Annotated in this window: 32 protein-coding genes, 1 tRNA gene and 1 pseudogene; 11 read left to right on the top strand and 23 right to left on the bottom strand. The window is 49.1% G+C overall.

Annotation, left to right across the window (positions count from 1 at the left end):
- Window positions 1-25: 25 nt before the first annotated feature.
- Together dnaQ and ACLJNW_RS13640 are read left to right on the top strand one after the other, a co-directional pair.
- Complete coding sequence (gene dnaQ / locus ACLJNW_RS13645) at window positions 26-757, top strand: DNA polymerase III subunit epsilon (protein ID WP_001670675.1); 732 nt, start codon at window positions 26-28, stop codon at window positions 755-757.
- Between the two features lie 133 nt (window positions 758-890).
- Window positions 891-967 (top strand) — tRNA-Asp (locus tag ACLJNW_RS13640).
- A gap of 139 nt (window positions 968-1,106) precedes the next feature.
- On the opposite strand, the gene ACLJNW_RS13635 is transcribed toward ACLJNW_RS13640, so the two are convergent.
- The 21 genes from ACLJNW_RS13635 to ACLJNW_RS13535 form a co-directional block, all read right to left on the bottom strand.
- A complete protein-coding gene (locus tag ACLJNW_RS13635) occupies window positions 1,107-1,952 on the bottom strand; it encodes a DUF4942 domain-containing protein (protein ID WP_001289297.1) in 846 nt (281 codons plus the stop codon).
- Window positions 1,953-2,029: 77 nt separating this feature from the next.
- Window positions 2,030-2,224, bottom strand: a complete 195-nt coding sequence (locus tag ACLJNW_RS13630) for a DUF957 domain-containing protein (protein ID WP_001537473.1) — start codon at window positions 2,222-2,224, stop codon at window positions 2,030-2,032.
- A 25-nt stretch (window positions 2,225-2,249) separates the two neighbouring features.
- A complete protein-coding gene (locus tag ACLJNW_RS13625) occupies window positions 2,250-2,741 on the bottom strand; it encodes a DUF5983 family protein (protein WP_000777707.1) in 492 nt (163 codons plus the stop codon).
- Entirely contained in the window at window positions 2,738-3,115 is a 378-nt protein-coding gene (locus tag ACLJNW_RS13620) for a TA system toxin CbtA family protein (protein ID WP_024154655.1), read from the bottom strand. The genes ACLJNW_RS13625 and ACLJNW_RS13620 overlap by 4 nt, the downstream gene beginning before the upstream one ends.
- Before the next feature lie 58 nt (window positions 3,116-3,173).
- Window positions 3,174-3,818: a hypothetical protein gene (locus tag ACLJNW_RS13615; protein WP_000091992.1), complete on the bottom strand. Its 645-nt coding sequence runs from the start codon at window positions 3,816-3,818 to the stop codon at window positions 3,174-3,176.
- Window positions 3,815-4,186, bottom strand: coding sequence for a type IV toxin-antitoxin system YeeU family antitoxin (locus ACLJNW_RS13610; protein WP_000169463.1), 372 nt, complete (start codon window positions 4,184-4,186; stop codon window positions 3,815-3,817). The genes ACLJNW_RS13615 and ACLJNW_RS13610 overlap by 4 nt, the downstream gene beginning before the upstream one ends.
- Entirely contained in the window at window positions 4,158-4,526 is a 369-nt protein-coding gene (locus ACLJNW_RS13605) for a type IV toxin-antitoxin system YeeU family antitoxin (protein ID WP_001282841.1), read from the bottom strand. The genes ACLJNW_RS13610 and ACLJNW_RS13605 overlap by 29 nt, the downstream gene beginning before the upstream one ends.
- 17 nt (window positions 4,527-4,543) lie before the next feature.
- Window positions 4,544-4,765, bottom strand: coding sequence for a DUF987 family protein (locus tag ACLJNW_RS13600; RefSeq protein ID WP_000691989.1), 222 nt, complete (start codon window positions 4,763-4,765; stop codon window positions 4,544-4,546).
- Window positions 4,762-5,052, bottom strand: coding sequence for a hypothetical protein (locus ACLJNW_RS13595; protein WP_001243218.1), 291 nt, complete (start codon window positions 5,050-5,052; stop codon window positions 4,762-4,764). Before ACLJNW_RS13595 ends, ACLJNW_RS13600 begins: the two co-directional genes overlap by 4 nt.
- 15 nt (window positions 5,053-5,067) lie before the next feature.
- Entirely contained in the window at window positions 5,068-5,547 is a 480-nt protein-coding gene (gene radC / locus ACLJNW_RS13590) for a RadC family protein (RefSeq protein ID WP_001249724.1), read from the bottom strand.
- 10 nt (window positions 5,548-5,557) lie between these two features.
- On the bottom strand, window positions 5,558-6,016 hold the full coding sequence (locus ACLJNW_RS13585) for an antirestriction protein (protein ID WP_000205294.1): 459 nt from the start codon (window positions 6,014-6,016) through the stop codon (window positions 5,558-5,560).
- An 81-nt stretch (window positions 6,017-6,097) separates the two neighbouring features.
- The gene (locus tag ACLJNW_RS13580) at window positions 6,098-6,481 is read right to left on the bottom strand and encodes a hypothetical protein (protein WP_000522007.1); all 384 of its coding nucleotides are present in this window, start codon (window positions 6,479-6,481) and stop codon (window positions 6,098-6,100) included.
- Between the two features lie 404 nt (window positions 6,482-6,885).
- Window positions 6,886-7,704 (bottom strand): DUF932 domain-containing protein, encoded by an 819-nt coding sequence (locus ACLJNW_RS13575; protein WP_001234415.1) that lies wholly within the window; start codon window positions 7,702-7,704, stop codon window positions 6,886-6,888.
- Between the two features lie 105 nt (window positions 7,705-7,809).
- A complete protein-coding gene (locus tag ACLJNW_RS13570; RefSeq protein ID WP_001112363.1) occupies window positions 7,810-8,049 on the bottom strand; it encodes a DUF905 family protein in 240 nt (79 codons plus the stop codon).
- 105 nt (window positions 8,050-8,154) lie between these two features.
- Window positions 8,155-8,568 carry a hypothetical protein gene (locus tag ACLJNW_RS13565; RefSeq protein WP_000789537.1) on the bottom strand — a complete coding sequence of 138 codons (414 nt, stop codon included), beginning with the start codon at window positions 8,566-8,568 and terminating at the stop codon, window positions 8,155-8,157.
- A 274-nt stretch (window positions 8,569-8,842) separates the two neighbouring features.
- Window positions 8,843-9,382, bottom strand: coding sequence for a DUF4339 domain-containing protein (locus ACLJNW_RS13560; protein WP_001079432.1), 540 nt, complete (start codon window positions 9,380-9,382; stop codon window positions 8,843-8,845).
- 62 nt (window positions 9,383-9,444) lie between these two features.
- Window positions 9,445-9,897 carry a hypothetical protein gene (locus tag ACLJNW_RS13555; protein ID WP_024154654.1) on the bottom strand — a complete coding sequence of 151 codons (453 nt, stop codon included), beginning with the start codon at window positions 9,895-9,897 and terminating at the stop codon, window positions 9,445-9,447.
- Window positions 9,894-10,346 (bottom strand): YfjS/YafY family lipoprotein, encoded by a 453-nt coding sequence (locus ACLJNW_RS13550; protein ID WP_001020194.1) that lies wholly within the window; start codon window positions 10,344-10,346, stop codon window positions 9,894-9,896. The genes ACLJNW_RS13555 and ACLJNW_RS13550 overlap by 4 nt, the downstream gene beginning before the upstream one ends.
- A gap of 36 nt (window positions 10,347-10,382) precedes the next feature.
- Window positions 10,383-10,949 carry a hypothetical protein gene (locus ACLJNW_RS13545; protein ID WP_000765650.1) on the bottom strand — a complete coding sequence of 189 codons (567 nt, stop codon included), beginning with the start codon at window positions 10,947-10,949 and terminating at the stop codon, window positions 10,383-10,385.
- Window positions 10,946-11,659: a WYL domain-containing protein gene (locus ACLJNW_RS13540; RefSeq protein WP_000075762.1), complete on the bottom strand. Its 714-nt coding sequence runs from the start codon at window positions 11,657-11,659 to the stop codon at window positions 10,946-10,948. The genes ACLJNW_RS13545 and ACLJNW_RS13540 overlap by 4 nt, the downstream gene beginning before the upstream one ends.
- Before the next feature lie 260 nt (window positions 11,660-11,919).
- Window positions 11,920-12,795, bottom strand: a complete 876-nt coding sequence (locus ACLJNW_RS13535) for a GTPase family protein (protein WP_000165430.1) — start codon at window positions 12,793-12,795, stop codon at window positions 11,920-11,922.
- A 219-nt stretch (window positions 12,796-13,014) separates the two neighbouring features.
- Between ACLJNW_RS13535 and ACLJNW_RS13530 the strand changes: the two genes are divergently transcribed.
- Genes ACLJNW_RS13530 through ACLJNW_RS13520 form a run of 3 tightly spaced genes read left to right on the top strand, consistent with a single transcriptional unit; the run spans window position 13,015 to window position 15,579 of the window.
- Window positions 13,015-13,401 carry an AAA domain-containing protein gene (locus ACLJNW_RS13530; RefSeq protein WP_077906470.1) on the top strand — a complete coding sequence of 129 codons (387 nt, stop codon included), beginning with the start codon at window positions 13,015-13,017 and terminating at the stop codon, window positions 13,399-13,401.
- Window positions 13,398-14,060 carry a C-terminal helicase domain-containing protein gene (locus ACLJNW_RS13525; RefSeq protein ID WP_277752259.1) on the top strand — a complete coding sequence of 221 codons (663 nt, stop codon included), beginning with the start codon at window positions 13,398-13,400 and terminating at the stop codon, window positions 14,058-14,060. The genes ACLJNW_RS13530 and ACLJNW_RS13525 overlap by 4 nt, the downstream gene beginning before the upstream one ends.
- On the top strand, window positions 14,041-15,579 hold the full coding sequence (locus ACLJNW_RS13520) for a hypothetical protein (protein ID WP_001250528.1): 1,539 nt from the start codon (window positions 14,041-14,043) through the stop codon (window positions 15,577-15,579). The genes ACLJNW_RS13525 and ACLJNW_RS13520 overlap by 20 nt, the downstream gene beginning before the upstream one ends.
- Before the next feature lie 317 nt (window positions 15,580-15,896).
- Here the strand turns inward: ACLJNW_RS13520 and ACLJNW_RS13515 are convergent, their stop codons facing one another.
- A complete protein-coding gene (locus tag ACLJNW_RS13515) occupies window positions 15,897-17,747 on the bottom strand; it encodes a hypothetical protein (protein WP_000556732.1) in 1,851 nt (616 codons plus the stop codon).
- A gap of 103 nt (window positions 17,748-17,850) precedes the next feature.
- Between ACLJNW_RS13515 and ACLJNW_RS13510 the strand changes: the two genes are divergently transcribed.
- From ACLJNW_RS13510 to ACLJNW_RS13500, 3 genes and pseudogenes are all read left to right on the top strand, one after another.
- Entirely contained in the window at window positions 17,851-18,075 is a 225-nt protein-coding gene (locus ACLJNW_RS13510) for a helix-turn-helix transcriptional regulator (protein ID WP_001673759.1), read from the top strand.
- Between the two features lie 24 nt (window positions 18,076-18,099).
- Window positions 18,100-19,626 carry a YfjI family protein gene (locus ACLJNW_RS13505; RefSeq protein ID WP_000778658.1) on the top strand — a complete coding sequence of 509 codons (1,527 nt, stop codon included), beginning with the start codon at window positions 18,100-18,102 and terminating at the stop codon, window positions 19,624-19,626.
- 325 nt (window positions 19,627-19,951) lie between these two features.
- A pseudogene (locus ACLJNW_RS13500) lies at window positions 19,952-20,497 on the top strand (inovirus Gp2 family protein); the annotation flags it as partial.
- A 35-nt stretch (window positions 20,498-20,532) separates the two neighbouring features.
- On the opposite strand, the gene tagK reads toward ACLJNW_RS13500, so the two are convergent.
- Window positions 20,533-21,297, bottom strand: coding sequence for a type VI secretion system-associated protein TagK (gene tagK / locus ACLJNW_RS13495; protein ID WP_000806693.1), 765 nt, complete (start codon window positions 21,295-21,297; stop codon window positions 20,533-20,535).
- A 367-nt stretch (window positions 21,298-21,664) separates the two neighbouring features.
- Between tagK and ACLJNW_RS13490 the strand changes: the two genes are divergently transcribed.
- The 3 genes from ACLJNW_RS13490 (at window position 21,665) to ACLJNW_RS13480 (ending at window position 25,897) form a co-directional block, all read left to right on the top strand.
- On the top strand, window positions 21,665-24,466 hold the full coding sequence (locus ACLJNW_RS13490; RefSeq protein WP_000449788.1) for an RHS repeat-associated core domain-containing protein: 2,802 nt from the start codon (window positions 21,665-21,667) through the stop codon (window positions 24,464-24,466).
- Entirely contained in the window at window positions 24,432-24,797 is a 366-nt protein-coding gene (locus ACLJNW_RS13485; protein ID WP_001231281.1) for a hypothetical protein, read from the top strand. Before ACLJNW_RS13490 ends, ACLJNW_RS13485 begins: the two co-directional genes overlap by 35 nt.
- Before the next feature lie 779 nt (window positions 24,798-25,576).
- Window positions 25,577-25,897 (top strand): Imm8 family immunity protein, encoded by a 321-nt coding sequence (locus tag ACLJNW_RS13480; RefSeq protein ID WP_223201872.1) that lies wholly within the window; start codon window positions 25,577-25,579, stop codon window positions 25,895-25,897.
- Window positions 25,898-25,959 lie beyond the last annotated feature (62 nt).

Here is a 25,959-nt window from a genome sequence, read left to right as displayed (position 1 = left end):
CGCAAGTCTGACATAAATGACCGATATGAGCACTGCAATTACACGACAGATTGTCCTCGATACCGAAACCACCGGTATGAACCAGATAGGCGCGCACTATGAAGGTCACAAGATTATTGAGATCGGTGCGGTTGAGGTGATAAACCGTCGTCTGACCGGCAACAATTTTCATGTTTACCTGAAGCCCGATCGCCTTGTCGATCCAGAGGCTTTTGGCGTACACGGTATTGCCGATGAGTTTCTGCTGGATAAGCCGGTTTTTGCTGATGTGGTCGATGAGTTTCTTGATTATATCCGCGGCGCGGAGCTGGTCATCCATAACGCATCGTTCGATATCGGCTTTATGGATTATGAGTTTGGTCTGCTTAAACGCGATATTCCTAAAACCAATACTTTCTGCAAAGTTACCGACAGCCTGGCGTTGGCGCGGAAAATGTTCCCCGGCAAGCGTAACAGCCTTGATGCACTGTGTTCGCGTTATGAGATAGATAATAGCAAACGTACTTTGCACGGCGCATTGCTCGATGCCCAGATCCTTGCTGAAGTGTATCTGGCGATGACGGGCGGACAAACGTCCATGACGTTTGCGATGGAAGGAGAGACGCAACGGCAGCAAGGTGAAGCGACCATTCAGCGAATCGTTCGCCAGGCCAGCCGGTTACGGGTCGTTTTTGCCTCTGAGGAAGAGCTGGCTGCGCATGAATCGCGGCTTGATCTGGTGCAGAAAAAGGGCGGAAGTTGCCTTTGGCGGGCGTAATTTATTCCTTTTTAGGCTATAAAAATCATCCTTCGGGCGATTTTTGCAGCAACTGATTCAAAAGGTGAGAAAAAGCGTTGACGGGCGACACCGCAAACCGTAATATTCGCCTCGTTCCCAGCGGGAACATCACGGAGCGGTAGTTCAGTTGGTTAGAATACCTGCCTGTCACGCAGGGGGTCGCGGGTTCGAGTCCCGTCCGTTCCGCCACTATTCGAGGCCATGCTATTGATTAGCATGGCCTTTTTCTTTTCCTGTTTTTTCTGGTGTGCCATTCAGTATGCCATCAGCGTCCGGCTTGCATCGGTGTAAATCAGCCTGTACCGGACATCAGCGTGTCGATTGAGCCTCATCCTGCCGCCACTCTCCCCGGGTAGTGTCTGGCGATGATGTCGTTCAGTTTATCCACCAGTTCCGGTCGTTTGAAAGTAATATGGGCAGTTCCCTTCTGAAAATATTTGATTTTAAACATCTCGTCCTCGTAACTGTTACTCCCTCTGTTATCGTGAATGTGATCGCCTAGGCGTCGGGTCACATCAGCACGGTTATCAGGAGCGGGTTTCCCATCCAGCAGCATAAGCATACGTTCCAGGTCAGCGAGCCGATCACGCTGCCAGCCCCAGTTCAGTCCAAATCCCCATCTGTCGCATTTTACCAGACCGTTCACGATAATTTTTTTCCCGAATTTACACGGCGAATTTGACTTAAAATCCCAGCTAAGGCTTTTGAACACATTAATCACACCGCGTTCAAACACCTCGTCTTTGCTCTGGTGCAGTTGCTCAAAGGTACTGAGTATATTCGCTTCACTGATGGCTGGAATATCATCACCTTCAAGGTTTCTGTACCACTGGTCACGGGCCTGAGCGTCCATCAGACTCAGCATTCCGGACTTCTTCATCAGGTCCCGCCATATGCTGCGATCGAGATTACGGGTAATAGCTTTCATTGCCGCTTCTGGTTTCTCCATCAGCCAGCAGCCGCAGCGAAAATCCTGCTTCATGCCCCAGTCCAGGGCGGCTTTACCGCCGATGCTTCTGGTCAGCGCCGATATTTCTGCAATCCGCTCAGTCACGGTTCTGATCTGTTCAAGTGCAGCGTTGCGTCCGGTGACGATACGTTCAATGCTGGTGGAGCAAATCATATCGGTATGGTCAGTTAAGACTTCGGGGTCGGCATTAGTGTGTTCTGACATTATTTTCTTTCCTTTATATAAGCACAAAACGCCGGTCTGTGAGGACCGGCGCTTATGCGAGTGTCAGTAAGGTGGTGTTACTGCGGAGAAAGTAAAAGCCGGAGGTAGTGTATCATCCGGACCTCGTTCAGGGCCTGTTCAACAGAGGGCAGGAGTGCTGCTGAACCGGTGAGAGTATCGTCGTTATCGAAGATGATCTCTGTACCACAGTCGATATTGTCCTGCAGCCAGCAGATCAGGATCTGCAGCCCTTCTTCAGTGGTTAATGGCATGTGTTTACCTCAGTGGGGAAGTGGGTTACCAGTCGAAGGTGGCAAAGCCTGGCAGGAGTTCGCCGAAAGCATCCAGGTGGAGAATACCAGCGGCGTAACGGCGTATCAGCGTCACCACTAACCGTCGACAGGCTTTCGACAGCCCCAGCCGTTTAAGCCGCAGAACCGGAAATGACCATGCCTCCAGGTGGAGTAAGGAGCCGGAGCCGGTATACAAAATCCACTCCGACTCGCCAAAGTCTTCATACTGGTGTGAAAGGGTAAACAGCAGAGCATTGTCTTTCTCCGTGATATGTGCGGTGCTGCACTGAATGCCGTTAACGCGGGCGACGGGCGGAAGCGGATCTTCAACAATCAGCTTTCCGGGCTCGTCAGCAACGCGAAGTGAATATCCGTTATCACAGACCACATCGATCAGGCTGGCGAGTTCAATACCGTCGATATCCACGACGATCCGGCCCCCATTAAGGGCCCGGACGTTGATTGTATCGGCTTCCACGGTCATGGACAGCTTCATCGTGCCACCCCGCTGTATCTGCCGGTGGTGATGTCGGTAACGGCCCGGTAGCCACGACGTTTCATCAGGCCACAGGCTTTTCTGGCGCGGAGAATATCGATACGGGTAATGAACGGAGACTGCACTGCAATACTGAATCCCGGGCAGTCGGTCCGGACCAGGTCATATTTTTCAACAATACCGTTCAGCGCATCGCACAGGGAGATGCCGGCGTTGATATGCTGCTCAATGACGCCGTCGTTAGCAAACGGGGTGTCGTTCAGCATCAGACCGTAGTGTTGTTGCAGCAGATGCGACAGCAGGGTCTGCCAGATGCCGACAGGCGTGGGGTGTGACGAAGTCGCCCCGGGCGGGAGTGAGGGTAAAATCTGCATAATGTGTTCTCTGTTGGTGGAAGGTAAGAAATGAACCGGAAGGGAGTGACGAAAAAGTTTAACCGAAGCGCTGGCCGGTTTCGGTGAAGGTGTAACCGCCGGCGATAAGCGCCTCATCCACGGCCTCCGGTGAGGTCAGCCAGTCGTATTGCGTTTCAAGTTGCTGATATAACCAGCGGGCCAGATCGCGTAACGCGTCACCCAGGACACCGTCTGCGTCATCGGTGGCTTCCTGACCGGTGGGGGAGTCCCGCTCAACAGTAATGTGCATACTGTATTCATGGTAATAGCGCCCCTGATGCTGAATATCAGCCTGAAGCTGCCAGAGGTTACGCTGCTGGATTGCCTGCAGCTCATCAGCAATACGGTGAAGCGCTTCGTCCTGAGGCGCATGCTTTCTGATGTGTTGTGCGGCACCGGGCTGATAGTGGTACAGCCCCTCAAAGCAGGCTCCGTCCCCCTGACAGCAGAAACCGGAAAACCAGATACAGGCTTTTTCGTAGGATCTGCCGCCGGTGGTGGTGAAGATACGTGTTTTGAGTCTCACGCCCAGGATGTTGCAAATCAGGGTGAAATCCTCATAAACAGCGTCGTACCACTCATACTCCAGCCCCCCTTCGCAGTACCAGGCGCGGGCCTTCTTGCGGGCTGACTCTGAGAGTTCATCAGACAGATACACCGTGGTGGAAATGACCCGGCTCATCGTGCCATACCTCCGGTTTCAGGCGGTTCTCCGGGGTAAATGGCGAGATAAATGTAGCCGCACGACCCGAGTGAGTCGGCCTCGCATACCAGTCCCTTTGCGTACAGGGTGACGCAGTGCTGATGGCGGGGATTAAGCTCACCGGAAAGTAACATCAGCTCCAGTTGTTTCAGCAGTACCGGAAAGGCCTGGTCCAGGTGACGTAAATCCGCGTCGCTGAACTGTCCGGTAATGCCGGCGCGGTCAGCCAGGTAATGCAGGCGGTTGCCCTCCTGAACCAGCCGTGCGCCAAAACATGGTGACACATTGCGGCGGAGTCCCCACCAGGGAGACGTGAGGTCATGTACGGTGGTTGTGGTCTTCGTCATTTAAGGGTTCCTCTGACAAGGGGGATTCATCAGATTTCGGGTAAATCATCAGGCTGACAGCGCCCTGTGGACCGGGTTCTGATTCACAGGTCAGCCCGTTGTGGTGAAAGACATGCGGCGTCTGTGCCTCCGGTGAGCCGGGGGACGCCATCGTGACCATCTGCTGTAATATCAGCGGGAAGGCCTGCTCCAGCCAGCGGGCCTCCTCCTCCGTGAATGCCGCCCTGATATCGTCCCTGCTGGTCTGTAAACGGAACAGACAGCCGTCCTGCAGCAGACGGCCCCGGATGCAGGGGACTGAATGATTATCCGGTTGTTTGCGGTCGGGGTTATCTGACATCGGTTTTCCTCCGTGGGTTAATTCAGGGTGACGCACATCAGGCGGGTGTACGGGCCGTGGCGGTCCCGGCGTCGTTCAGCGTACACGGCCAGTACGCCACTGATATCCTGTACGTCCCGGTCGTACCAGTGACAGACGCTGCCGGACCACGGATATTTCCCGGTACAGAAGCGAAACAGACGGGACTGCGGGTGCCGGCGGTATATCGCCATTGCCCGGCGTTTGCTGATAATTTTCATACGGCAGTCCCGCCTGAGCTGGTGTTTTTCAGCAGGGCATCAACAATATCATTCCAGCACCACTCCTCATCCTCCGGGACAGGTAGCGTTATCTGTCTGAACGGTATCTTCAGGAGCCCGGCGAGGCGTGCTGCAATATCCGTGAGAGGTTTGTCGCCCTGCGCGATATCAGCACACTCCAGGAAGAGACCGTGTACATAAACCGCTTCATCCCCGTTCTCCAGACGAAGAACGGTCACGCCACTGAAAATATCAGCGGGTATAACCTGCGTTTCATCGTTTCTCATGGTGTCATTACCTTTTTAAAGCCAGCCGCGTTCAGCGAACGAGACAATCTCCATGCCGCCAACCACCAGGTGATCCAGCAGACGGATATCCACCAGGTCCAGGGCCTGTCTGAGCCGCTCTGTTATCTGACGGTCCGCCAGGCTGGGATCGGCAAGCCCCGACGGATGACAATGCGCCACAATGACAGCGGCGGCGTTATGTTTCAGACCGGATTTCACCACTTCGCGGGGATGGACCTGAGTATGGTTGATAGTGCCGCTGAAGAGCGTTTCGTGAGCAATAAGGCGATGCTGGTTATCGAGGAAGAGCGCAACAAATTCTTCCCGCTCTGGCGCGGAGAGTTGCAGGCGTAGCCAGTCCCGGACAGCATGGCTGGAGGTAAATGCCGCCCCGGGTTCGCGTAACTGGCTCTCCAGCAGGGTTAAGGCTTCCCGGATGATTTGTTGTGCGGATGCCGGTAATGTGGCGGCAAACAGCGGTAACTGTTGTCTCATGTCGGTATCCTCAGTCGGTGATATGCATGATGGCGCTGCATTCAGGATGGTTAAGGGTATGATCCCGCAGGTGGAGGTAATGCGCGGTCATCAGGTCGCTGCCGGTACGGCAGGCATGGTGGCTGTACTCCAGCAGGCAGGCGGTGATCCCGACCGCCTCAGGGCTCATGTCCGCGCTGTTGCCGTTCATGGCGTTGAACAGTGACCAGGTGTCGTCCCCGTCATCCGCCTCCGGGGCCATAAATGCGCCACCGTTGCTCAGCGTGTAAAACTGCCAGATACCGCCGCTGTAGTCCGCGCACAGGCGGTCCGTCCAGGCGAAGATACGGGGCTCCAGTAATATCCACTGCGGAACGCCCCGGAAGTGGCGGGGCCAGAAGTCAGGGCGGTCCTCATCCGGTACGGGCGTGGCGGTGATGAGGGTTTCATCAGGCGCAGGGATAAGTTCAGGGTTAATTGCTGTGGTCATTATGGTTTCCTTAACAGACTGAAATATAACCGGTTCGGGGATATCCGGAACCGGCTGAACTGAAGGGGATCTACGGGGACGTCACCACCAGGCGTGGAAACACAGGCGGTGGGTGCTGAAATCAAACGACGCCAGCTGTTGCTGTACAAACTGTTTCAGGTTTTCCACGTCAGACCAGTAACTGTCGTCGTACTCCTGCGAGCCGAAGAAGAACCCTTCGGTGGTCGGGAACAGGTCGTGGCAGTTTTCCGGCGTGAGGCGGTCAAGAGTGGCCCGGAGTTTTTCCAGGTCCTGGCGGGTCAGGGGGACATCAGTACAGTTCTCCACCTCCCCGGCGTTGGCATCAATCCAGTTGAGCAGAGCGTTGAACTTGCGGTAATACCCGACGGCCTCGTCCTGCTCCCGGCGGGTGGTGTCTGCCGTGGTTTCGGCCGGACGTTTAATGAAATATAAATCGAGTCCCATGGGGAACCTCCTGATTACGCTGAGATAAATGAAAAGGCCATGCACGGGAAGAGCATGGCCCGGGGTGTCTGTCGGTGAATAAGCGGAGTGGGGTGACTTTCGGATGTTGTTACTGGCAATATCGGGGGGCAGGAGAACAAGCTTTTCGTCTTATTTGCCGGGGTGAGTATTCTGGTTCAGGTGGAATGCCGGGCAGGACTGTGCATAGCCGTCAGCGCCAGACCGTGCGGGCCAGGTACCATCAGTAATGAACAGCCGACACAGGCTGAGCTCACCGGGCCGGTAACAGAGGTGAGAACACCAGGCACAGAGGTCGTCGTCGGATATGGAACGGCAGCCTGGCTGGTTCGCCAGGGATACCGGATATATTCTGGCCTGACGGGCATCAGCAGGAACATGGCGCATCAACTCAGCGCCTGCTGCATCTGTTCCGCCATCACCCACAGGGCACGGTTTAGCCTGATGTCCCCGTCAATGCCGTTAACGGCTCGGGTATGGCTGCGTTTGCCCTTCGCAGTACGTCCCGGAAGCCCGCCTTTCAGCAGGTTCTCCTGGATACGCTGGTACGTTGTCCACAGGTCATCACTGCGGTCTTCATAACGTCGGGGTGTCAGTATCTGCGTTGCCGTCACCGGCTGATGCTCTTCACCAAAACGGTACGTCAGGGCAGCATTCGCCAGTGCATGCTGTGCCAGTGGCGGTAATAAAAGTGACTGCATGGCGTCGCGCTTCTCTTCCATCCGGTCAAAGACGCTGAGTACGTCGTAGGCTCCCTCAATGACCTTGTTAACGACATCGCCCCGGTGCGGAACTCTGATTTCGCCAAAGGACTGCCCGCAGACGAGCGAATTCGTGCATACGCTGCGGAAAATTCCCGGCAATAACTGAAAACTGGACTCACCACTGTGCGAATTCAGGATGATGATTTCCGGCACCTGCTGACCGTGTATCTGACCGGTGCGACGCAGGCGGAGCATGTGCTTCGTATATTCCCGACGAGCAGGGTCACGAACCCGTGACTGACAAGCGAAGAACGGCTGGAACCCTTCCCGTTGAAGGTTTTCCAGGATGGTGATGGTCGGTATGCAGGTGTAGCGTTCACTGCGGGACGCATGTTTGTCCTCACCAAAAACGCTGGGGACCACCTGTATTAATTCTTCACGGGTTAAGGGACGGTCGCGGCGTATCTGGTTAATCCGTCCAAAGCGGCTGGCTAAGCGCATTGTTAATTTCCTTCGTGGGTTGATTTAACTGCATAAACAAAAAGCCATGCTCCTGTGGGAACATGGCCTGTTGGCGTGGTTGCTGGTGGGGTGAGCAGCGGTGAGTCAGTGTCGGGGTATTCCGTGGCTGAGCAGATAGCGGTTCAGCCAGTACCAGGCACGGGCTTCAAAATTCCATGCCCACCAGAGCAACTGATTATAACTGTCGCGTATGACCAGCCGGAAATGTGTGCCCTGGTCATCTTCAATAAACACATTGCGGTAAGCTGTTGTGACGGCAATCGCCTGCGTGCGTGAGAAAGGGCCTTCGCCTTCAGGCAATAAAAGTGATGTACAGTCTGGCATATCTGTTACTTTATAGTAAAAAGCGCCTGTCATCATGGCAGGCGCTGTATTAATTACTAATATTAATAAATTAATAACACACAGATCAGGCGCATGATTTATTCCTTAGATTTTAATTTGGTCAAGTCCGACAACTTCGTGAATTGTGTTGTCGTAAAGTTTAACGCCCAGTTTACCGTTTTTCAGCGTAACGAAACTGGCTTTGATATCGCCTTCACAACTTTGATTGTCGTTGTATTTGATGGTCTGAGCTTTGCCGGTGTAAAAGTTAATCACGCCGTAGAAACCATCCCAACACGCCGTACCGCCCATAGCGTGTACCAGACCGTATTGCATGTCTTTGGATGTACCCAGGTATTTACATCTTCCATCAGTGGTATCGGTCCCCTGACACCAGAACTCCGTACCGTCAGTGACGTCAGTAAGGTTGTGCGGTAAAGGTACAGCCGTGTTTGCAGATACATTACCGGTAAAGAAACTGATAACTGCAACCATTAAAATGGTGATAATATTTTTCATGATAAATACTCCAGTGTTTCTGATGTTAAATAAAAATATAAGCCCCCTGTTTCCGCAACACTTATAACTCCCCCCCGAGAGGCCGAAATTAAAGTCCGGCCTGTTTATTAAACACATGCCCGAAGTATGCACTTCAACGGGGGAATATTTTATATTGTGACTTTGACTGTCCTCTGAATCAAATAAGACACAGCTGCTCCAAGGCGATTTACATCATTTACTTGTTAATTACACTAATGACCTGATTATTTAGTAAACTCTGTGATAAAGAATATCAGGCAGTTAATAACACCAGTATTAACATAACCAACCAGACCCAGAAATAAGCCGGTTTCTGACCGAGGGCTTTAGCCCTGCGCCACAGATAAAACGGAACCAGCCAGGCCAGCCAGCCAAAGGCAGCGGTATCAACGCCGGATTTACGGAGCCGTCGTTCATCCAGATACCCCAGCGCAATATTCAGTATCAGTGTGATAAACCAGTATTGCCCCTCCGTCACGGCGGCATACGCCTCTTCAAATTCCATTCCGCTCAGCCCGGCCGTCCACATCTCCAGGGCATACCCAATCAGGGGCGCAAAGGCCAGCGTCCAGACCACGCTTCCGGGGATACGATTGCCGGGCAGCGCGGGGGGAACCGCACATTGTTTCAGGACATCTGCCAGCGGCGTGGCTGACAGCGGCTGCCATTCCGTCATGCCCTGTTGCCATACCAGCGTTGAGGCATTCAGCTCCCCGCGCTGAATACGTTCGGTTATGTCGGCTTCGGTCACATTGTCGTGACGCACGCCATTTTTCTCATAATGCCTGTTCATTCTTTTCCTTTATTTTTAATGTGTTAAATGAATATGGGAGGCTTCTCCCTGAGGCAGGGAGTTCACTCTTCAATGTATTCGAAAGAACCGACTGGCTTGCCGTTGTAGTACATCACGACGTCGGCCAGTGATTTCCTGTTCTGTGGGTTGACAAAACCTGCACTGAATGCCTTGCTGCAGTACTGCTCCAGGGACATTTTCGCCGTCGGAATCAACTCCATGGCGTCACCATTAGAACGGTCAACCACCCCCCAGATACCGTTGGGGCATTTCCAGTCGGTGGGGACCATTCTGACAATGGCAACGCGCCCGTTTTCCGATTGCGAAACCACTTCACACATCTTTCTCTCCAGTTTGTACTGGTTACACCAGAAGGGTTTGTTATGCTGCATATCGCGGGTGTAGGCTGGAATGCCGCCTTTGATGGCACCCTGAAAACCGCCATCAGCATGGGCCGGTGTCAGCAAATACAGACTCAGGACTGCAGCAGAGATAACACCTTTCAGCTTCTTCATGGATGGTTCTCCTGGTTATCCGGCAGATAGAGTTTCCCCATTTCCTTGCCATCGTGCGAATACACCACCGATTTTTCACCCGTATAGCTGTCAGTCTCGATCCGGAAGCTCAGAGTAATATTGCCCGCGAGACACAGGGCGGCTATCAGCGGCTGCACCGTTTTCTGCTGCATATCAGCAATGTAGTAATAATTACCGGACTCACAGCCTTCCGGCGACTGGCGGGTTTTCATTACCGTGTATAGCGGTGTGCCGAAGGCATCCTTTTTTACCCATTCCTGCACGACATCGGATTTGTGAGACACCACGTCGCTGAACGGCGGCGGAGTCAGGTCCTTAAACCGGGCAATCGCCTTCACGCCAGCATCTTCCTTGCTGTCGCAGCCGGATGCCAGCAGAGTGCCGATAACCACCAGAAAGGTCGTCAGACGCGTATTGAATATATTCATGGTAAAACTCCCTGTTATGGTTGTTTTTCAGCGGGTTCAGCAGTTGCCTGTACGACGACATAATTCTGCCAGGCTCTGCTGCGCCACCCATTGCTGCAGTTTCCTGTCGGCTTCAGAGCTTCTGGCCGCCAGGGCCGCCTGTTGTTTTTTGTTGACGCAATTTTCCGGGAAGGCGGCCAGCACCTGATTGCTGTGAGGTTCTTCGGCCAGCTCCAGTTGATATTGCGTATCGATAATGGTGAAATAACAGCCTTTCCCCTGGTCTTCGCCCTGGTACACCGAAGTCAGGTCAGAGGTGTAGCCGCTGGCCGGTTTCAGATTTAGCCTGCGTACCGTGTGCGTTTTCTTGTCGGCAAGGTAATAGGCACCGCCGCCACGAATACGCAGCAGAAACTGTTTCGTCCAGGGATAATTGCCTATTACATCAGCCTGATAAAGGGCGTTATGCAGTGTGTTGTTATCCGTACCGTCGGCCGATTTCCAGCCGTCGGCCTGCATGTACTGCCAGGACCTGACGGAGCCCATGATGTCATCTGCGAGGACCGGAGGCACAGAGGTAATGCAGAGGCTGGCGGCCAGCGCCGCCGTGGTGAATAATTTCATACCTGTTCCTTATGGGTAAGTTGCCCGTAACTGTCGTCAGCGAGCAGTGAATGTAAAATATGAAAATGAGGTAACGCCTGTAAAAAGTCCGGGCGGGACAGAATGCGGGTGAAATGTCCGTCTGGTGTGAAGGTTTCCGGGTGAAACGTCACGGAGTGAACGGTGTGCAGCGCAAAAACGGTTATCCGGCCGAGATGTTCTCCCGCCAGAAACCACTCACCGGTGCTGAAAATCAGCCGATATGGGGCAAGGCTGTCACAACGACTCCCGTCAGTAAGCAGGGTTACCTTCTGGTGTTCTGATACCGCCCTGACCAGTCGTGTGAAGATGCCCGGTCGGGAAAGTGGTATGGTTGCCCCCTGATGCCAGATAAGGCATGGCGAGGAATCCTGGCTACTCAGCAACGAACTGACCAGATGGTGGTCCATATCAGGAAACAATGTGCCAGTGCCTGACTGACGGGCGAACTGCATTGCTGCCTCCTCCCGAATCTCCTGACGGCCCCCGGTCAGCAGACGGCAGCAGCCATCCTGATACTCGATGTCGAGGTAAATCAGACGCTCGCGGAAATCACGATGCAGGGTGCGAACCGACACGCCAAACTCAGCGGCCAGTTTGCGCATATTCAGCGTTTCACCCGCGAGCAGACGGCTGATAATCAGCGATAGCCGGACAGACAAGCGGTCATAACGACGCTCAGCCTGAGACATGCATTATCTCCGTGTTTAATAACTGGTTAATTAAGATGGTATTACTGTAAAGGATGGGACTGACGGGTTGTGTCCGTCATACGTAGCGAAACGCCTGGTGCAAGAAGACTGTGTGGATGCAACGTCGGCAGTGGTGACGCGCTTACGACTGGTGGTATCTTTTGCTGGTCAGGACAGGTTATGTCTGCCTGGAAATAATCATCTACCAGGCGGTGAATAAACAGAGTCATTCACTACAGTCCTGATGACCTTTTACTCATTCAGAAGAAAATCCAGTCCCATACCGCGCGGGCCACGGACACCACCGCATCACGCACGGTACGTATCACAGTCTTCAGCGGCGCAGGCAGAAACGACGATGATTCTGCCGTATCGAACACCCGCCCCACGGCCTCACCGAAGCTATCACGGGCCTGTGACCTGACCGGCCCGGTGCAGAGCCTCCCGTGCAGTTGTGTCGCCACCGGGCTGGTGGCATGGTCCGGCAGACAGCGCATCATGGTTGCCACCATCGCTTCCACGCCCCAACCGGTCAACGCTGACACCATGCAGACCGGATGACGGGGAGTGAATATCGTGGTAATGGCGGCCTGTTTCGCCTTCAGGTTAGTCTGCTGCTGTGGCGAGGGGGTACTGGTGCGGATATCCCATTCGTGGCAGGGTTCGATTTTGTCAGCCTGGTTCAGCACAAACAGCACCTGCTGCTGGTAAGGTTGCATCACCCCATGCCAGAACTGCTCGTCTACTGACAGCGCCCGGTCGTCGGCTTTAATGACCCACAGCACCAGGTCCAGCTCCGGCAGCATACGCCGGTACAGGGCACGGTATTCCTGGTCCCGCAGCCCGTTTTCTCCCACACCCGGTAAATCAACAATCATCAGACTGTGACGACCGCTGCGCAACCGGAAGCGCAGCACGTCACGGGTACAGGCGTTCACATCACTGATGGGGGAGACCTCACCCCGGAAGAGTTCATTACAGAGCGAAGACTTACCCGCACCGCTCTTGCCCATGATGCCAATCACCGGCTCGTAGTGGGTGAGGTTCTGAATACGTTCAAGAATAAGCTGACGAAGCGTATCGGGAAGCGCCGACAGCGGTTGTTCCAGGGCCTGAAGGCCGTGAGGTTTAGTCATACAGGGTTCTCAGCGTGAAAAAATAAAAATCCCCGCACTCCGGTTAAAGAGGCGGGGGATTCACTTTGATGATATCTATCTGAAATTATTTGGGATTGTCTGATGATACTGATCGAGGGAATCGAGCTGCAAACATGCTGGTAATAACCTGTACTTTCCTGTTTTAGGATCGCTGAAGTCGTTGATTAGTGTTAATATTACCGCCAATTTTTCAGCGTTCTGATTCCGACAAAAAAATCAATATTTGAAGAATTTCTTGCGAAGACCCGATCACTTGTATGTGGGACTTGTGTGGGTCTAGGACGCTCACAATTTGGTGTAGCAAAAAATCGCTATGATTGGGTGATAGTCGACGAAGCTGCTCGTGCGACACCTGGCGAATTGGCTATAGCAATTCAGTCGGGTCGCAGGGTGTTACTGGTCGGCGATCATCGTCAATTGCCACCTTTGTATCCTGAACCAGTGGTGCGAAAAATATCGATAGAACTAAATTACTCTGATCGCGCGGTACTAACACGTAGTGATTTTGAACGTGCTTTCGAATCAGATTATGGTAAACAAGTCGGAGCAACATTACGTACTCAATATAGAATGGCCCACCAATAGGTGAAATGGTTTCAGCTTGTTTTTATCCCAAACCGTTAGAACCTGGACGTGGAAATCCAGAACCTTGGTTTAATCAATTACCTAAAAGATTAAGTTCTATTATTACTTGGGTTGATACTTCCGATGCTGGGGGAGAATCTTATGAAAGAGCAAAACATCCTGGATTTGACAATCCTTATGAAGCTAGAGAAATTATTGATACGCTGCGTTCAATATGTACAGCAGAATCATTCATCAAATATTTAATTGATGAAACTTCAGATGAGGAAAAACCAATTGGTGTAATTTGCATGTATGCAAATCAAGAACGCCTATTGCAACGTTTACTTAGCGAACAAGATTGGGCTACTGGTTATAGACATCTTATTAAAATTGATACAGTTGATAGTTATCAAGGTAAGGAAAATCGGATCATTATCGTTGCAACGACGCGCAATAATAATCAGTGTATTCAAGGGTTCCTTAGCAGCTCGGAGCGAATAAATGTGGCGATTTCGCGTGCAATGGATAGATTAGTAATCATTGGGGCTGCTCGTATGTGGCGTGAGAGGCATCAAACTTCAGCGTTAGGCCGTGTATTAAACCACATTGAAACACATCGTGATGGGAATAACTTCAATTTGGTTCAGGCATTAGCCATTGAGGAGGGACAGAAATGATTACATTGGAAGAAAAAAACTAAGAGAAATATTAGCTGTTGATGAAATTACTTTTGCAATTCCTGCACAAAGTTTCGCTATCGAATGCTCAATAAGTGCTGAGGAGGCATTGCCCGTTGTTACTGAGTTCGCGCTTCGCATCGCTTATGTTTGTGGTACATTGAGTCCTGTACAAATTCAGGATTTTTTTGGATTCACAAAAAAAGAAACTGATGCAATAATTCAGACATTACTTAACGAACGCCTCATTAAATGGAATGAAGATGAGCTGTTAGAGCTAACTTCTTATGCATTAACTCGTTTTCAAGATAGCTCAGATCATCTACCTCGGTTCTTTAAAATCCAAGAATGGAGTTCTGAAGTTATTTTTGATCTAATAAGTTTTAGTCCAGCAGGACGCCCCAACAGATTGAAACGTGTAAATTCATTAGTGGAGTTAGCAGCACGAAATATTGAGAGGCAATCTAAAACAATTCAATATGCAGAGCAAGCCTTTCAAGAGCACTTTCATAGTATTTGTAAGAAGAATAAAGCAGAGATCTATAAGATTAGTGCGGTAGATGCTGGCGAGCATTTTAGCATTCCACTGCCGTGTATGTTTTATCTGGATTTGGATGGCCAAGTTAATATTCGACGTGATATAGATAATGAAGCTTTTAATAATAGACTTGAAATATCAGAGGCTATTACTGATGCACTTTCAAAACAAGAACGTCCGCAAAACAATAGTTTTATGGATTTTATTCATTATTTTGATTATTCGTTATTTGAACGTTATGTTTCGAATGATGCTTTTGATTTGCGTCGATATGTTCAAGATGTTCATTTAACACGTATTGTTTGTTATGATAATAGACGTGTCACCCCATTACTTGGAGCATTTTATCTACAACATAACGCCGATTTAATTATCACTAGGCTTGGAGATGAGATACTAAAACAGGAGGAAATGTTAGTTAATAAGGAGGTTAGTTTAAAATCTGGTGAGGATGGTGAAAAAATAGATACCCTCCCTGTTTCAGAAAAAACTATCGTTCAAAGCGGGTTGTGGCTTGCCCCCCAACTATCCCTTTGGGCTAGAACTCGCGGGGCAAGAGAGTTTGTTCAGAAGATTGACCGTCTGTTGGATTCTAGGAATAAAAAAAAGAGCAATCCTGTTGGTACTTATGTAATGATCTCTGGTCGGAATAATGCAGCTAAAGATCGTGCATTTAAATATAGAGATCAGTTTCAATATTTATTTAATCTAGATATATGTCTTATGGATGGGAAATTAGAGTTGTTACTTATACCTGGTTTAATTGTATGTGTTCTTTTTCATTTCCATTTGGAACATCAGCCGGTTAGCATCCCAATAGGGTTTATCTCGTCTGAGGTGGAACATTTGAAAATAGCAAGTTCATTGATATCTGAATCAACGAGATCAAAACAAATATTTACATCTATGTATGATAGTGAAAACGTTCCTGTTGCCTATCAAGGATTACAAAATTTGCTTGGCATAATATCTACGGAATAACTGTATTATTGGGTTAGCAATTATTTGGATTCATATTAGTTATATTTGGTTCTTATTAGAGATTGATGTCTGAGTTTACAGGGCCTATTCTTAATGGATAAGCCCTTTTTAATAAAAAGACATACATCCAGGCCAAGTATCGTCTCTGCTAGACGTTACCTATTACCAGTTAGTGCGATTATTGAGCACCTCGATCACCCATAAGCCTTGATTCACCTGCTTTTTCTGATCAGTAAAATGTTACTTTCAATGTAAGCCCCCGGCTACAGTGGCTACACGTAGCCACTGTAGCCGGGGGGATATGTAAAAATATGCAATTATTTTCCACCCCCCTGTGTTTTCCCAGTCTGTATTTTTCTTTCTTCCTCCAGAATCGTCAGGGCTCCATATATCAAATCCCACAATTTTTTATCAACTGAAAGAATCATATTCCTTATTTCCTCCCCAGGGCAGCGAAGATATTTTATCAGACTCTCGATGTCCCGTACGCACGCCAAAAGAGGACAGTTAACCAGTATGCCTATAAGGCTATCATTCAGTTCACCTCGGGTCAGAATTTTATTATTTTTCAGGATGCAGGATAAATCTTGACTGGAAGTAATTTTTTCAGAAAAGATAATGTTGAGTATCTTACCCAGGATAGTGTCAACTTTATCCAGAAGCCCGTAAACAGACTCAGGATAAATGCCTTCCAGCTCAAGGTCATTCCAGTCACTTATTCTCCTGACCATGTTATTATACATCCTTACCGAACGGATGATGGTCAGATTGTTGGCATCTGATAAAATGGATTCAGAAAGGAGAGTACTTTTTATAACAGAGTCGTCACTGTGGGTTTCTGTATAAGCCTGACTGACGGGGATATAGTCAGTGTAAATCCCCTGATTTTCCAGGATGGATGTTACAGATAATGAGAAAACACCATTTTTAACGTTTTTCCTCTCAAATTTTATACGTAATGCAATATGGATAACTAAAAAAGCGGATGCCAGATATCCTGCAGGTAAATCGTCCAGAGAAATAGTTTTGACTTTCTCAAATGCTTCCTCTGTTTCGCCTTTACTGATTAAATCTATAACCTTCCAGAGTTCAATATACGGTTGAATAAACTGTTTATGGGGTTCTTTTTTTAATTTTACAGCGATGTCAGTTAACTGTACTTCGGAGATAATGGTTTTATCATTGAAGTTGAAAATGATGTTTTTTAATGCGCTGATACTCTGTAAACATTCCTCGTTTATATTCAGGGAGAACGGTTTTATTACTCTCTCATGATAATAATCCGCAATTGAGTTAATCATGGTATCATGATGGATAAAATCATGGGGTTCTGGCTCATACAGTAGTCTGCATAACATTGCTGATATATTCCCGGGTTTTATTCCATTGTCTACATAGTTTCTGTAGTACCGTGATATGATGTTAATGACAGGGAGTTTTCGTTCGACATTAAGGAGTACGGTCAGGGAGTAATGGGCTTTTTTTATATTATCAAGACTGACTCTGACGCTGTTAAGCGTATCATCGTCAACAATACCAGAATACGCCTTAATGCAGTCTATAATTGATGCTTCCAGCGTGCTTTTTTTCTGTGTATTACCTGGGCGGATATTTTCAATTACTTTGAAAAGAGGCGCCAGGTTTTCTGAATCTGTATGAGAGAACTTTTGTTTTCTTGCTAAACTTTTCAGATACTTCTGGACAGCAGATAAACCCCCTTTCTTTTTATCCTGCCAGCATGGGCAATAATCTTTCAGCAAGAACTGGTGTATATGGTGATAAAAACAGTTTTTGTTTTCGTCTTTGTACGTTTTATATATGTCAAGTGCGATTAATCTGGGGATTATATGCAGAGCATATCGCTTTTTTATTTGTTCCCGGCTCAGTTCAGTAAAGACGGGGCGAGCCATCAGGGCATTATAAAGTTGCTCGTATTTGTAAAAAATCTCCCTTCGTTGAGTTGTGCTGAACACCTGTTCTGCATCAAGAACCCCGATGATTTCATCATAGTGTTTCTGTTCCTGATGTCTTTCATCCTCACGATTACCGAAAAAGCGCTGATGGCTGGAAAAGGTCGCAGCCCCCCGTATAGCAGCCCGCCTGTTCCCTTTACTGAATAAGCCAAAAGACCGATAAACATCGTACATCAGACTGGCAAAAGTGTGCATTGTCACTCCCTGCGGTTGGTTTTGTTTTTTTTACGGGGACAGTATTTCAGCTCCTGTGGAAAATTGCGACCACAGCCAGAGACATCCAACAGGAGAATCGAAAATGTCATCTGTTTACACCAGACAATCAGAGCCACAACAGCGCATTCTGCGCATGAGAGAACTGACGAAGATAGTCGGTCTGTCCCGGTCAACTATCTATGAAAAGCTAAATCCCGAATCCAGGTATTACGACGAAACGTTTCCAAAAACCGTGAGACTTGGTGCTGCTTCCGTTGGATGGCGTTCCACTTCCGTTGATGAGTGGATCGCCTCCAGAAGCGTTTAATTTTTTCTCAAAAGAGACTATGCAATGAAGCTTACCCATAAAAAAACTCAAAATCATCATGTTAATCTGAACACCAGAGCAATTTTGACGTTTTTTCAACAAATCATATCTTTCATATATGGCAAAACCAGCGCGGCGGTTGAGCTTATCTTTGCAACCCTCCAGGGGAGCATGGCTCTGGCCTGCCAGGATATGTATGATGTTGAAATTGATGATGATATTATCGTTCCTGTATCGCATTTTCACATAATACTGGCAAGGTCCGGAAGCAAAAAAACGACAGTATACAGGCTCATTATGGCGCAAATTCATCAGACTGAACGTGAGCTGGCAGAGGTGTTTTCAGTCAGACTGAAGGAGTATGAACGGCAACACGTGCTATGGGATGAAGAATGTAAGAGCCTTAAGAAATCGTTTCAGAAAGCTGTACGCCAGAAAGAGGGAGTGGAGACAGCCAGAAATGAACTGGATGAATGTCTCAGAAATGAACCGGTTAAGCCTGTAAGGGTGCATCTGACGGTAACGGATCCCACGCCGGAAGCCCTTCTGAAAGAGCTGGGGCAATACTCCAGTCTGGGTATCACCTCTGACGAGGGAAGTGCTCTGTATGAAAGCATCATGCGCCGTAAGATCGCAATTCATAATACGCTATGGTGTGGTGATGATTATCGGATCAGTCGTGCGTCAACGGGTATCACAGATATTAAAGATCCCCGGCTTGGTATGCTGTTGATGACACAGCCGGAGCCACATGACTGCACACTGAAATCACTGGGTAACGCAATACGAGCTACGGGAATTTATGCGCGTACGTTAACCATGGATCTTACGTTACTCACCAGACAGATTGATATTGATGAGCTGGTTTCTGGCGATGAGTCCGATCTGGAAAAGTTTTATGCCATTCAGAAAAAACATTTACTTGCCGGGATTGAACGCAGAAAAAAAAATCAACCCCGAATCTGTATGACTTTTGCTCCTGACGCAAAGAAGCGGTTGCGTTATGTTGGCAGGGACGTAAAGCGTCTGATGCAGCAGGGGGGAAAGCTGTACCATTATAACGACTGGGCTGCGCGGTACTGCGAACATACCGCTAGGAGTGCTGCTGTGATGCAGTTGTTTATCACCCCTGACTCAACCGTTATTACGCTGGAAACACTGGAAGCTGCGTTGTTAATATCGGAATGGCACCTTAATCATTTTATTGTAAAAATGGATGTGGTCAGGGGACCTTCCCATTCTGAAAGAGTACTCAGTTGGCTTGAAAACCATCTTGTTAAAAATGGGTCTTATGATTTTTTAAGGCGTGAAATGATGCAAGAGATACATCGTTCACTCAGAAAAAAAGCTGATCTTGAGCCTGTTCTGGAACAGCTTGCTGAGGAGGGTAAAATCCAGTTGTGGGAGGACGAAAGTGGGACGCATTACATCAAATACCTGGCTTCCGAAATGGCACCTTCAGAACTGGATACAGAACACAAGGCTTTGAAAGGTATACCAGAATATCATGGGGGAGGTAGTGCTATCAGTAGCGTCCCGCTGAAAGGATAACTTCAGCGTGATTTTCATTCAATATCAGATGGTTATATTCCACGCATTCCCTGGCGTGTAGCGGGTTTCGCTGTTGTGAGTGGAATTATTATCCGTATTGATTAGTCGGTATATGTACTATATTTATCGTGGGTAGGTACTATATTTATCGTGGGTAGGTACTCTTACACTAATACGATAAGTATCGGTATGTATGCGCTAACGTAATAATAAAATCTGTATGTCTGCAGAGGTAACACATTCCTGCAGGGGAACCTGTATGCCTAATTGCATGGGTAGCTGCTTGCTACCCATTATCTAATGAATTTCGATAAAAGAGATTATTATGAAGTCACCTTATGATTTAGCTGAGAGAGAGTTTAAATTTCTGCTGCAGGAAGCTGAAGATAAATATGATTCGAGAATATCACGCCATATGCTTCGTCGATCGCTTGCTGTAATATCTAATTATCTGGAAAACTATAACCGGATATTCGCTCTGCGCGCTGACCTGAGGTTTGCTCAGTCCCATGTGCCAGGAGAGCCGGACTTGCCGATATGCTTTCAGAAGGATGATGAGAAAGCCATTACTCGGGCTATGGAATCCCTTAAAAGCCAGTTAAGGGAAGAACACAAGCGTTCTGGCAGGCCTGGTGAGCCTGTGCCACTCGGCTATATCTGGGCCAGGGAACGGGTTACCGGGGAACATCCTCACTACCATCTGGTTCTGCTGTTTGACAGAGAGGCCTATGCCTATCTGGGAGATTATACAAAGCCTGACGCTGATAATATGGGGACCCGGATACAGAAAGCCTGGTGCAGCGCCATTGGTCTTGATTATCCTGAATATGCTTATCTCCCGCATTTTCCGAAGAATCACAGCGCGTGGTTCACTCGGGATGATGCGTTAACGTTAAGTGCTGATTATTATGACTTTCTGCTACGGGTATCGGGCATTGATTCCATCGCCAGCCAGTGCATTTCACCTTCACCGGTCGTGTCCAGCGTATCCAGAATGGCATCAATACCGGGCGCGCCTGCCACCATATCCTGTAACGTGTCGGTGTCGCCCTTTTTATCGTATAACGACGTCAAATCCTGGGTGACAGCGTCTTCATTTCGGGGAAACGGTTTAGCACGGAGGGGCTTTTCCTGCCCGGAGGGCCGCAATGCCTGCTGATATTCCTGGTAAAGCTGGTGTAGCGTGCTATCCGCTTCATGGCCAGTGTAAGAGGATGCGGTTTCCCGGACGGGAATAATATCGAACGGGTTCTGCGGATTGAGCTGTTGTTGTTTAAACCAGTCCAGATCCAGGTACTCAGCAACAGATTCAGATGACTGAACCAACTGAGGAAACGAAACATCGGGACGGGACTCATCATTGGTGCGGGCAAGGCACCAGGATGACAGACCCCATTCAATCGTATCTCCATCATTCAGCCGCATACGGTGATGAGGTTCCATCACCTGCTCATTGACGGCACAGCACAGTTCATCCGAGTGATTAACAATCCACCACGCCTCTTCGTGGCGAACAAGACTGAGCGCGATATCGTCTTTCCCATGTTGCTCAAAAAGCGGAACGTAGGGGGCGGCGGCAGTAAATACGATGTATGTCCCTGCGGGATACTGTGCGTTATCCGTTATACCCTGCGACTGTATTTTCCGTAATTCCCACATGTCTTGTTTCATTATGTCCCTTAAATGTATTTATTTTTCTGGAGGAAACGTTTAGGGAGTTTTAATTCATAAATAATTTTAACTAAATTCATAGGGAGTCATTATTGATGACACCCTTTTTATTATTTTCGTCGTGAATGCATTGTTGTATGCATAGATGTCTTTTTTGAAATATTATTTCTTTTAATTCTGCAATTGCGATTTTTATCTTGCTGTTCATTGATTATTTAATATTAACGGCTTGGTTGCTAATTAGTCCCTGATCTGTATCATTGTTTTGTTTCGATATTTTTTCGAGGCTATCAATAAAGAATTGTTTATATATTTATGTGCATTGATGCATTATTTTTATGAATTTTTATGTCACAAGGCATAACACATGGAAACTCCTGTTTCACGCAGTGCGTTGTATGGAAAACTGGCCGGCCCACTATTCCGGTCGCTGGAATCGGCAACGGCATTTTGCAAACTACGCTCTAATCCCTGGGTTGAGCTGACTCACTGGCTGCACCAGTTAACACAGCAGCCCGATAACGATATTCTCCACGTTCTTCGGCATTACCAGATCCCTCTTTCTGATGTGGAGAAAGCGTTACTCCGGCAACTGGATATGCTGCCCGCCGGGGCCAGCGCCATTAGTGATTTTTCTCACCATATCGATCTCAGCGTTGAAAAGGCATGGATGCTGGCGAGCGTCCGTTACGGCGATAACAAAATTCGCAGCGGCTGGTTGCTGCTGGCCTTGTTGACCACGCCAGAACTGCGTCGGGTACTGAGCAGTATCTGCGCGCCGCTGGCCACGCTTCCGGTTGATGAACTGACGGAAATACTGCCCTCGTTGATCGAAACATCGCCGGAAGCGCAGGAGCGCCCTTACGACGGCTCCGGTCTGGCATCAGCCATTCCCGGTGAAAGCAGCCAGGCGATTCCCAACGGCGTGCAGGACGGTAAATCCGCGCTGGCAAAATACTGTCAGGACATGACGGCACAGGCGCGCGACGGCAAAATCGACCCGGTGACGGGGCGTGAGCATGAAATCCGCACCATGACGGATATTCTGCTGCGCCGTCGCCAGAATAATCCACTACTGACTGGTGAGGCGGGCGTCGGAAAGACGGCGGTCGTCGAAGGTTTTGCCCTCGCGATTGCGCAGGGGGAAGTGCCGCCCGCGCTGCGGGAAGTACGGCTGCTGGCGCTGGACGTTGGCGCTCTGTTGGCCGGAGCCAGCATGAAAGGCGAGTTTGAATCGCGTCTGAAAGGGTTACTGGAAGAGGCCGGGCGCTCGCCGCAGCCGGTTATTCTGTTTGTCGATGAAGTTCACACTCTGGTGGGCGCGGGCGGCGCATCCGGCACGGGCGATGCCGCTAACCTGCTGAAACCGGCGCTGGCGCGCGGCACCCTGCGGACTATCGGCGCCACCACCTGGAGCGAATACAAGCGCCATATTGAGAAAGATCCGGCGCTGACCCGTCGTTTTCAGGTGTTGCAGATTGCCGAACCGGAAGAGATCCCCGCAATGGAAATGGTGCGTGGTCTGGTGGATACGCTGGAAAAACACCATAACGTACTGATTCTGGATGAGGCGGTACGTGCGGCGGTACAGCTTTCTCACCGCTACATTCCCGCCCGGCAATTGCCGGGTAAGGCCATCAGCCTGCTGGATACCGCCGCGGCCCGCGTGGCGCTGACGCTGCACACGCCGCCTGCCAGCGTACAGTTCCTGCGCCAGCAGCTAAAAGCGGCGGAAATGGAACGGTCGCTGTTGCAGAAGCAGGAAAAAATGGGGATTCAGTCAGATGAGCGGCGCGATGCGCTGACGGCACGAATTTTCTCGCTCAACAATGAACTGACTGCATCCGAATCCCGCTGGCAGCGGGAGCTGGAACTGGTACATACGTTGCAGGAACTGCGTCTCGCAGAGTCTGATGCTGATGACAAAACCACGCTGCAACAGGCCGAAACGGCGCTAAGGGAGTGGCAGGGTGACGCGCCGGTGGTGTTCCCGGAAGTCAGCGCGGCGGTTGTCGCGGCGATTGTCGCCGACTGGACCGGTATTCCTGCCGGGCGCATGGTGAAAGATGAGGCCAGCCAGGTGCTGGAACTGCCTGCCCGACTGGCGCAACGCGTTACCGGGCAAGACGGCGCGCTGGCGCAGATTGGTGAACGTATTCAGACCGCCAGGGCGGGACTGGGCGATCCACGCAAACCGGTGCCGGGCTGTGGTCGTGACCGTTACGGTTATAACGAGTGGGGCGAGCTGACCACGCGGCGCGACCAGCAACTGGAGTGGAACGCGCAGGGGCAGCTGACGCGGGTCATCAGCGGCAACACGGAGACGCACCACGGCTACGATGCGCTGGGGAGGCGAACCCGCAAGGCGACGTACGGGCGGCACACGGGGCATACGGCGCGGAGCCGGACGGACTTTGTGTGGGAGGGGTTCAGGCTGTTGCAGGAGAACGTGCAGCAGCAGGGCTGGCGGACATATCTGTACGATGCGGAACAGCCGTACACGCCGGTGGCGAGCGTGACGGGAAAGGGAGAAAGCAGGCAGGTGTGGTATTACCACACGGATGTGACGGGCACGCCGCAGGAGGTGACGGCGGCGGACGGAACGCTGGTATGGGCGGGGTATATCAGGGGGTTTGGAGAAAATGCGGCGGACATCAGCAACAGCGGAGCGTACTTTCACCAGCCGCTGCGGCTGCCGGGGCAGTATTTTGACGACGAGACAGGGCTGCATTACAATCTGTTCAGATATTATGCACCGGAGTGTGGCAGGTTCGTCAGTCAGGATCCGATTGGGCTGAGGGGCGGGTTAAACCTTTATCAGTATGCGCCTAATTCACTGACCTGGATCGATCCACTTGGCCTTGACGTTATTCGTTTACGGCATTACACAAGTAATCAAGGTTTTGCGGCAATAAAAGAAAGTATGAAGATACTTGCAGGTGACCAAAATGCTGTATTTGCTGTTAGAGCAAAAGGGAAACCATTAAGTATGGCTGATGCGGCAGATAAATTTAAAATAAAACAAAATCACGCCAGAAATTATATTGACTTTGATATGGATACCAATCGAGTGGAGTTTAGGAAAAATGACTTAGGTGTTGAGGAATATAAGATAAAAGGTGACATTGAACTAGATGAGAAAACAACTGAATTTAATAAGAGATGCTAAAGCTATGAGAGAATATAACTCAGAAAATACAGACAATCTAAAAGATGTTTTGATATCTTTAGAAGAGATTGTTACTGTAATAGATAAGATTGGCTCTGGGTTTGATAAAAGTGGCAAAATGGCATTAGCGTTGTTGCTATTCTTTAATCAATGCAGTGTATTAGATAAACTATCCAGAACAAGAAAATACTTATATCAAGAGTTAGAAGCCAGATTAACTCCTGAAGAATATGATGAGTGGATAGAGAAAAATTTTCCTTTATGGAAACCGCCATATGATAAAACAGAAGAGGAAATGTTGGAAATGCTAAATTCTGCGATGCGAAAATAAATATTTTTGATATAGTATCAAATAGCTGATTAAAACCCGAAAGATCTCCCCCGGTTAAGCTGCACTGAGTCAGTCAGTCTCTTGACCGATATAGCTTACTGTGTCCCGTACCCAGTTCGCGCCGATATGAGGGATGTACCTGTATATCAATTGGACTATATTTAAATTACCCTTTGATTTATAGTACTTTTGTGCAGATGAAAATTATCACGTTATGGTGGTAGTGCATGAATTACGATGTAAAACCTTTGACTCATTACGACCTAAATTAGGCAGTACGATCCATAAACTGGACGCTTTGTGTAACTTGAGCCGATAGGGCTGGCGGGGGGCTAAATCTCTACAGTTATGCACCGAATCCATTAAGCTGGATCGATCCTCTTGGTTTAACCTGCAAGTTAACAAACCAGTAGTTTAAGAATAAGCTTAAATGAATTAGAAATCAGACCGCCGCAGGTGGTAATCGGGGAATTACTGGCGTTGTATCACAGAATGATGCTTTCAGATTAGGGGAAGCATTTGTAGGTCCTAATTATAGGTTATGTCCAGTGGTAAGGGACTTGTGCCAGAAGATGGTTTGAGAACATTCAGATTCCCTGCTGATAAAAGGGGATTTGATCGTGTTAACGGTCGTCCATGGTCGAAGACTGGAAAGCAAGTGAATTTTGAAACCAAAAATGGGGATGGTGATGTTATTGCCAATGTTCATTTAGACGTGGAGAATTTTCGGCCATGAAAAAAATAAACCACAACTTATTTTATACGATATGTCTTCAACAATGTTCGATCCACTTAGTGAGTGGGAGCCTGCTTCTCTTGAAGATACATATGTGGCTGTTGATTTATGTCTTGGGATGAATGATGGTGAAAAAGGAAGCAACTATTTCTATGTGAAAGTTGCCACTCCAGAAGCCTTGAGAAAGCGATCAAAGAATTTTCTCATATCTGATAACAGAGTTATTGTAATTGATTATTATATACTTAGGAAAGTAATCGAAAATATTCTAAAAAAATGTACAAGAGAAAATTGGGAAGAATCTTGTCTTGTATTACAACGCTATTTTTCATGGGAATATGAAGATTATCATTACGAAAAATAGATAGTTAATTTTGTGAGAGATTAGTAGTAATATAAAGCCGGGAAAGAAATTAACTCTTCCCG

This window comes from Salmonella sp. SAL4457, assembly GCF_046548235.1.
Taxonomy (GTDB): Bacteria; Pseudomonadota; Gammaproteobacteria; order Enterobacterales; family Enterobacteriaceae; genus Salmonella; species Salmonella enterica.
Note: the sequence above shows the minus strand (reverse complement) of the source record. Positions and strands in the feature narration are given on the sequence as shown.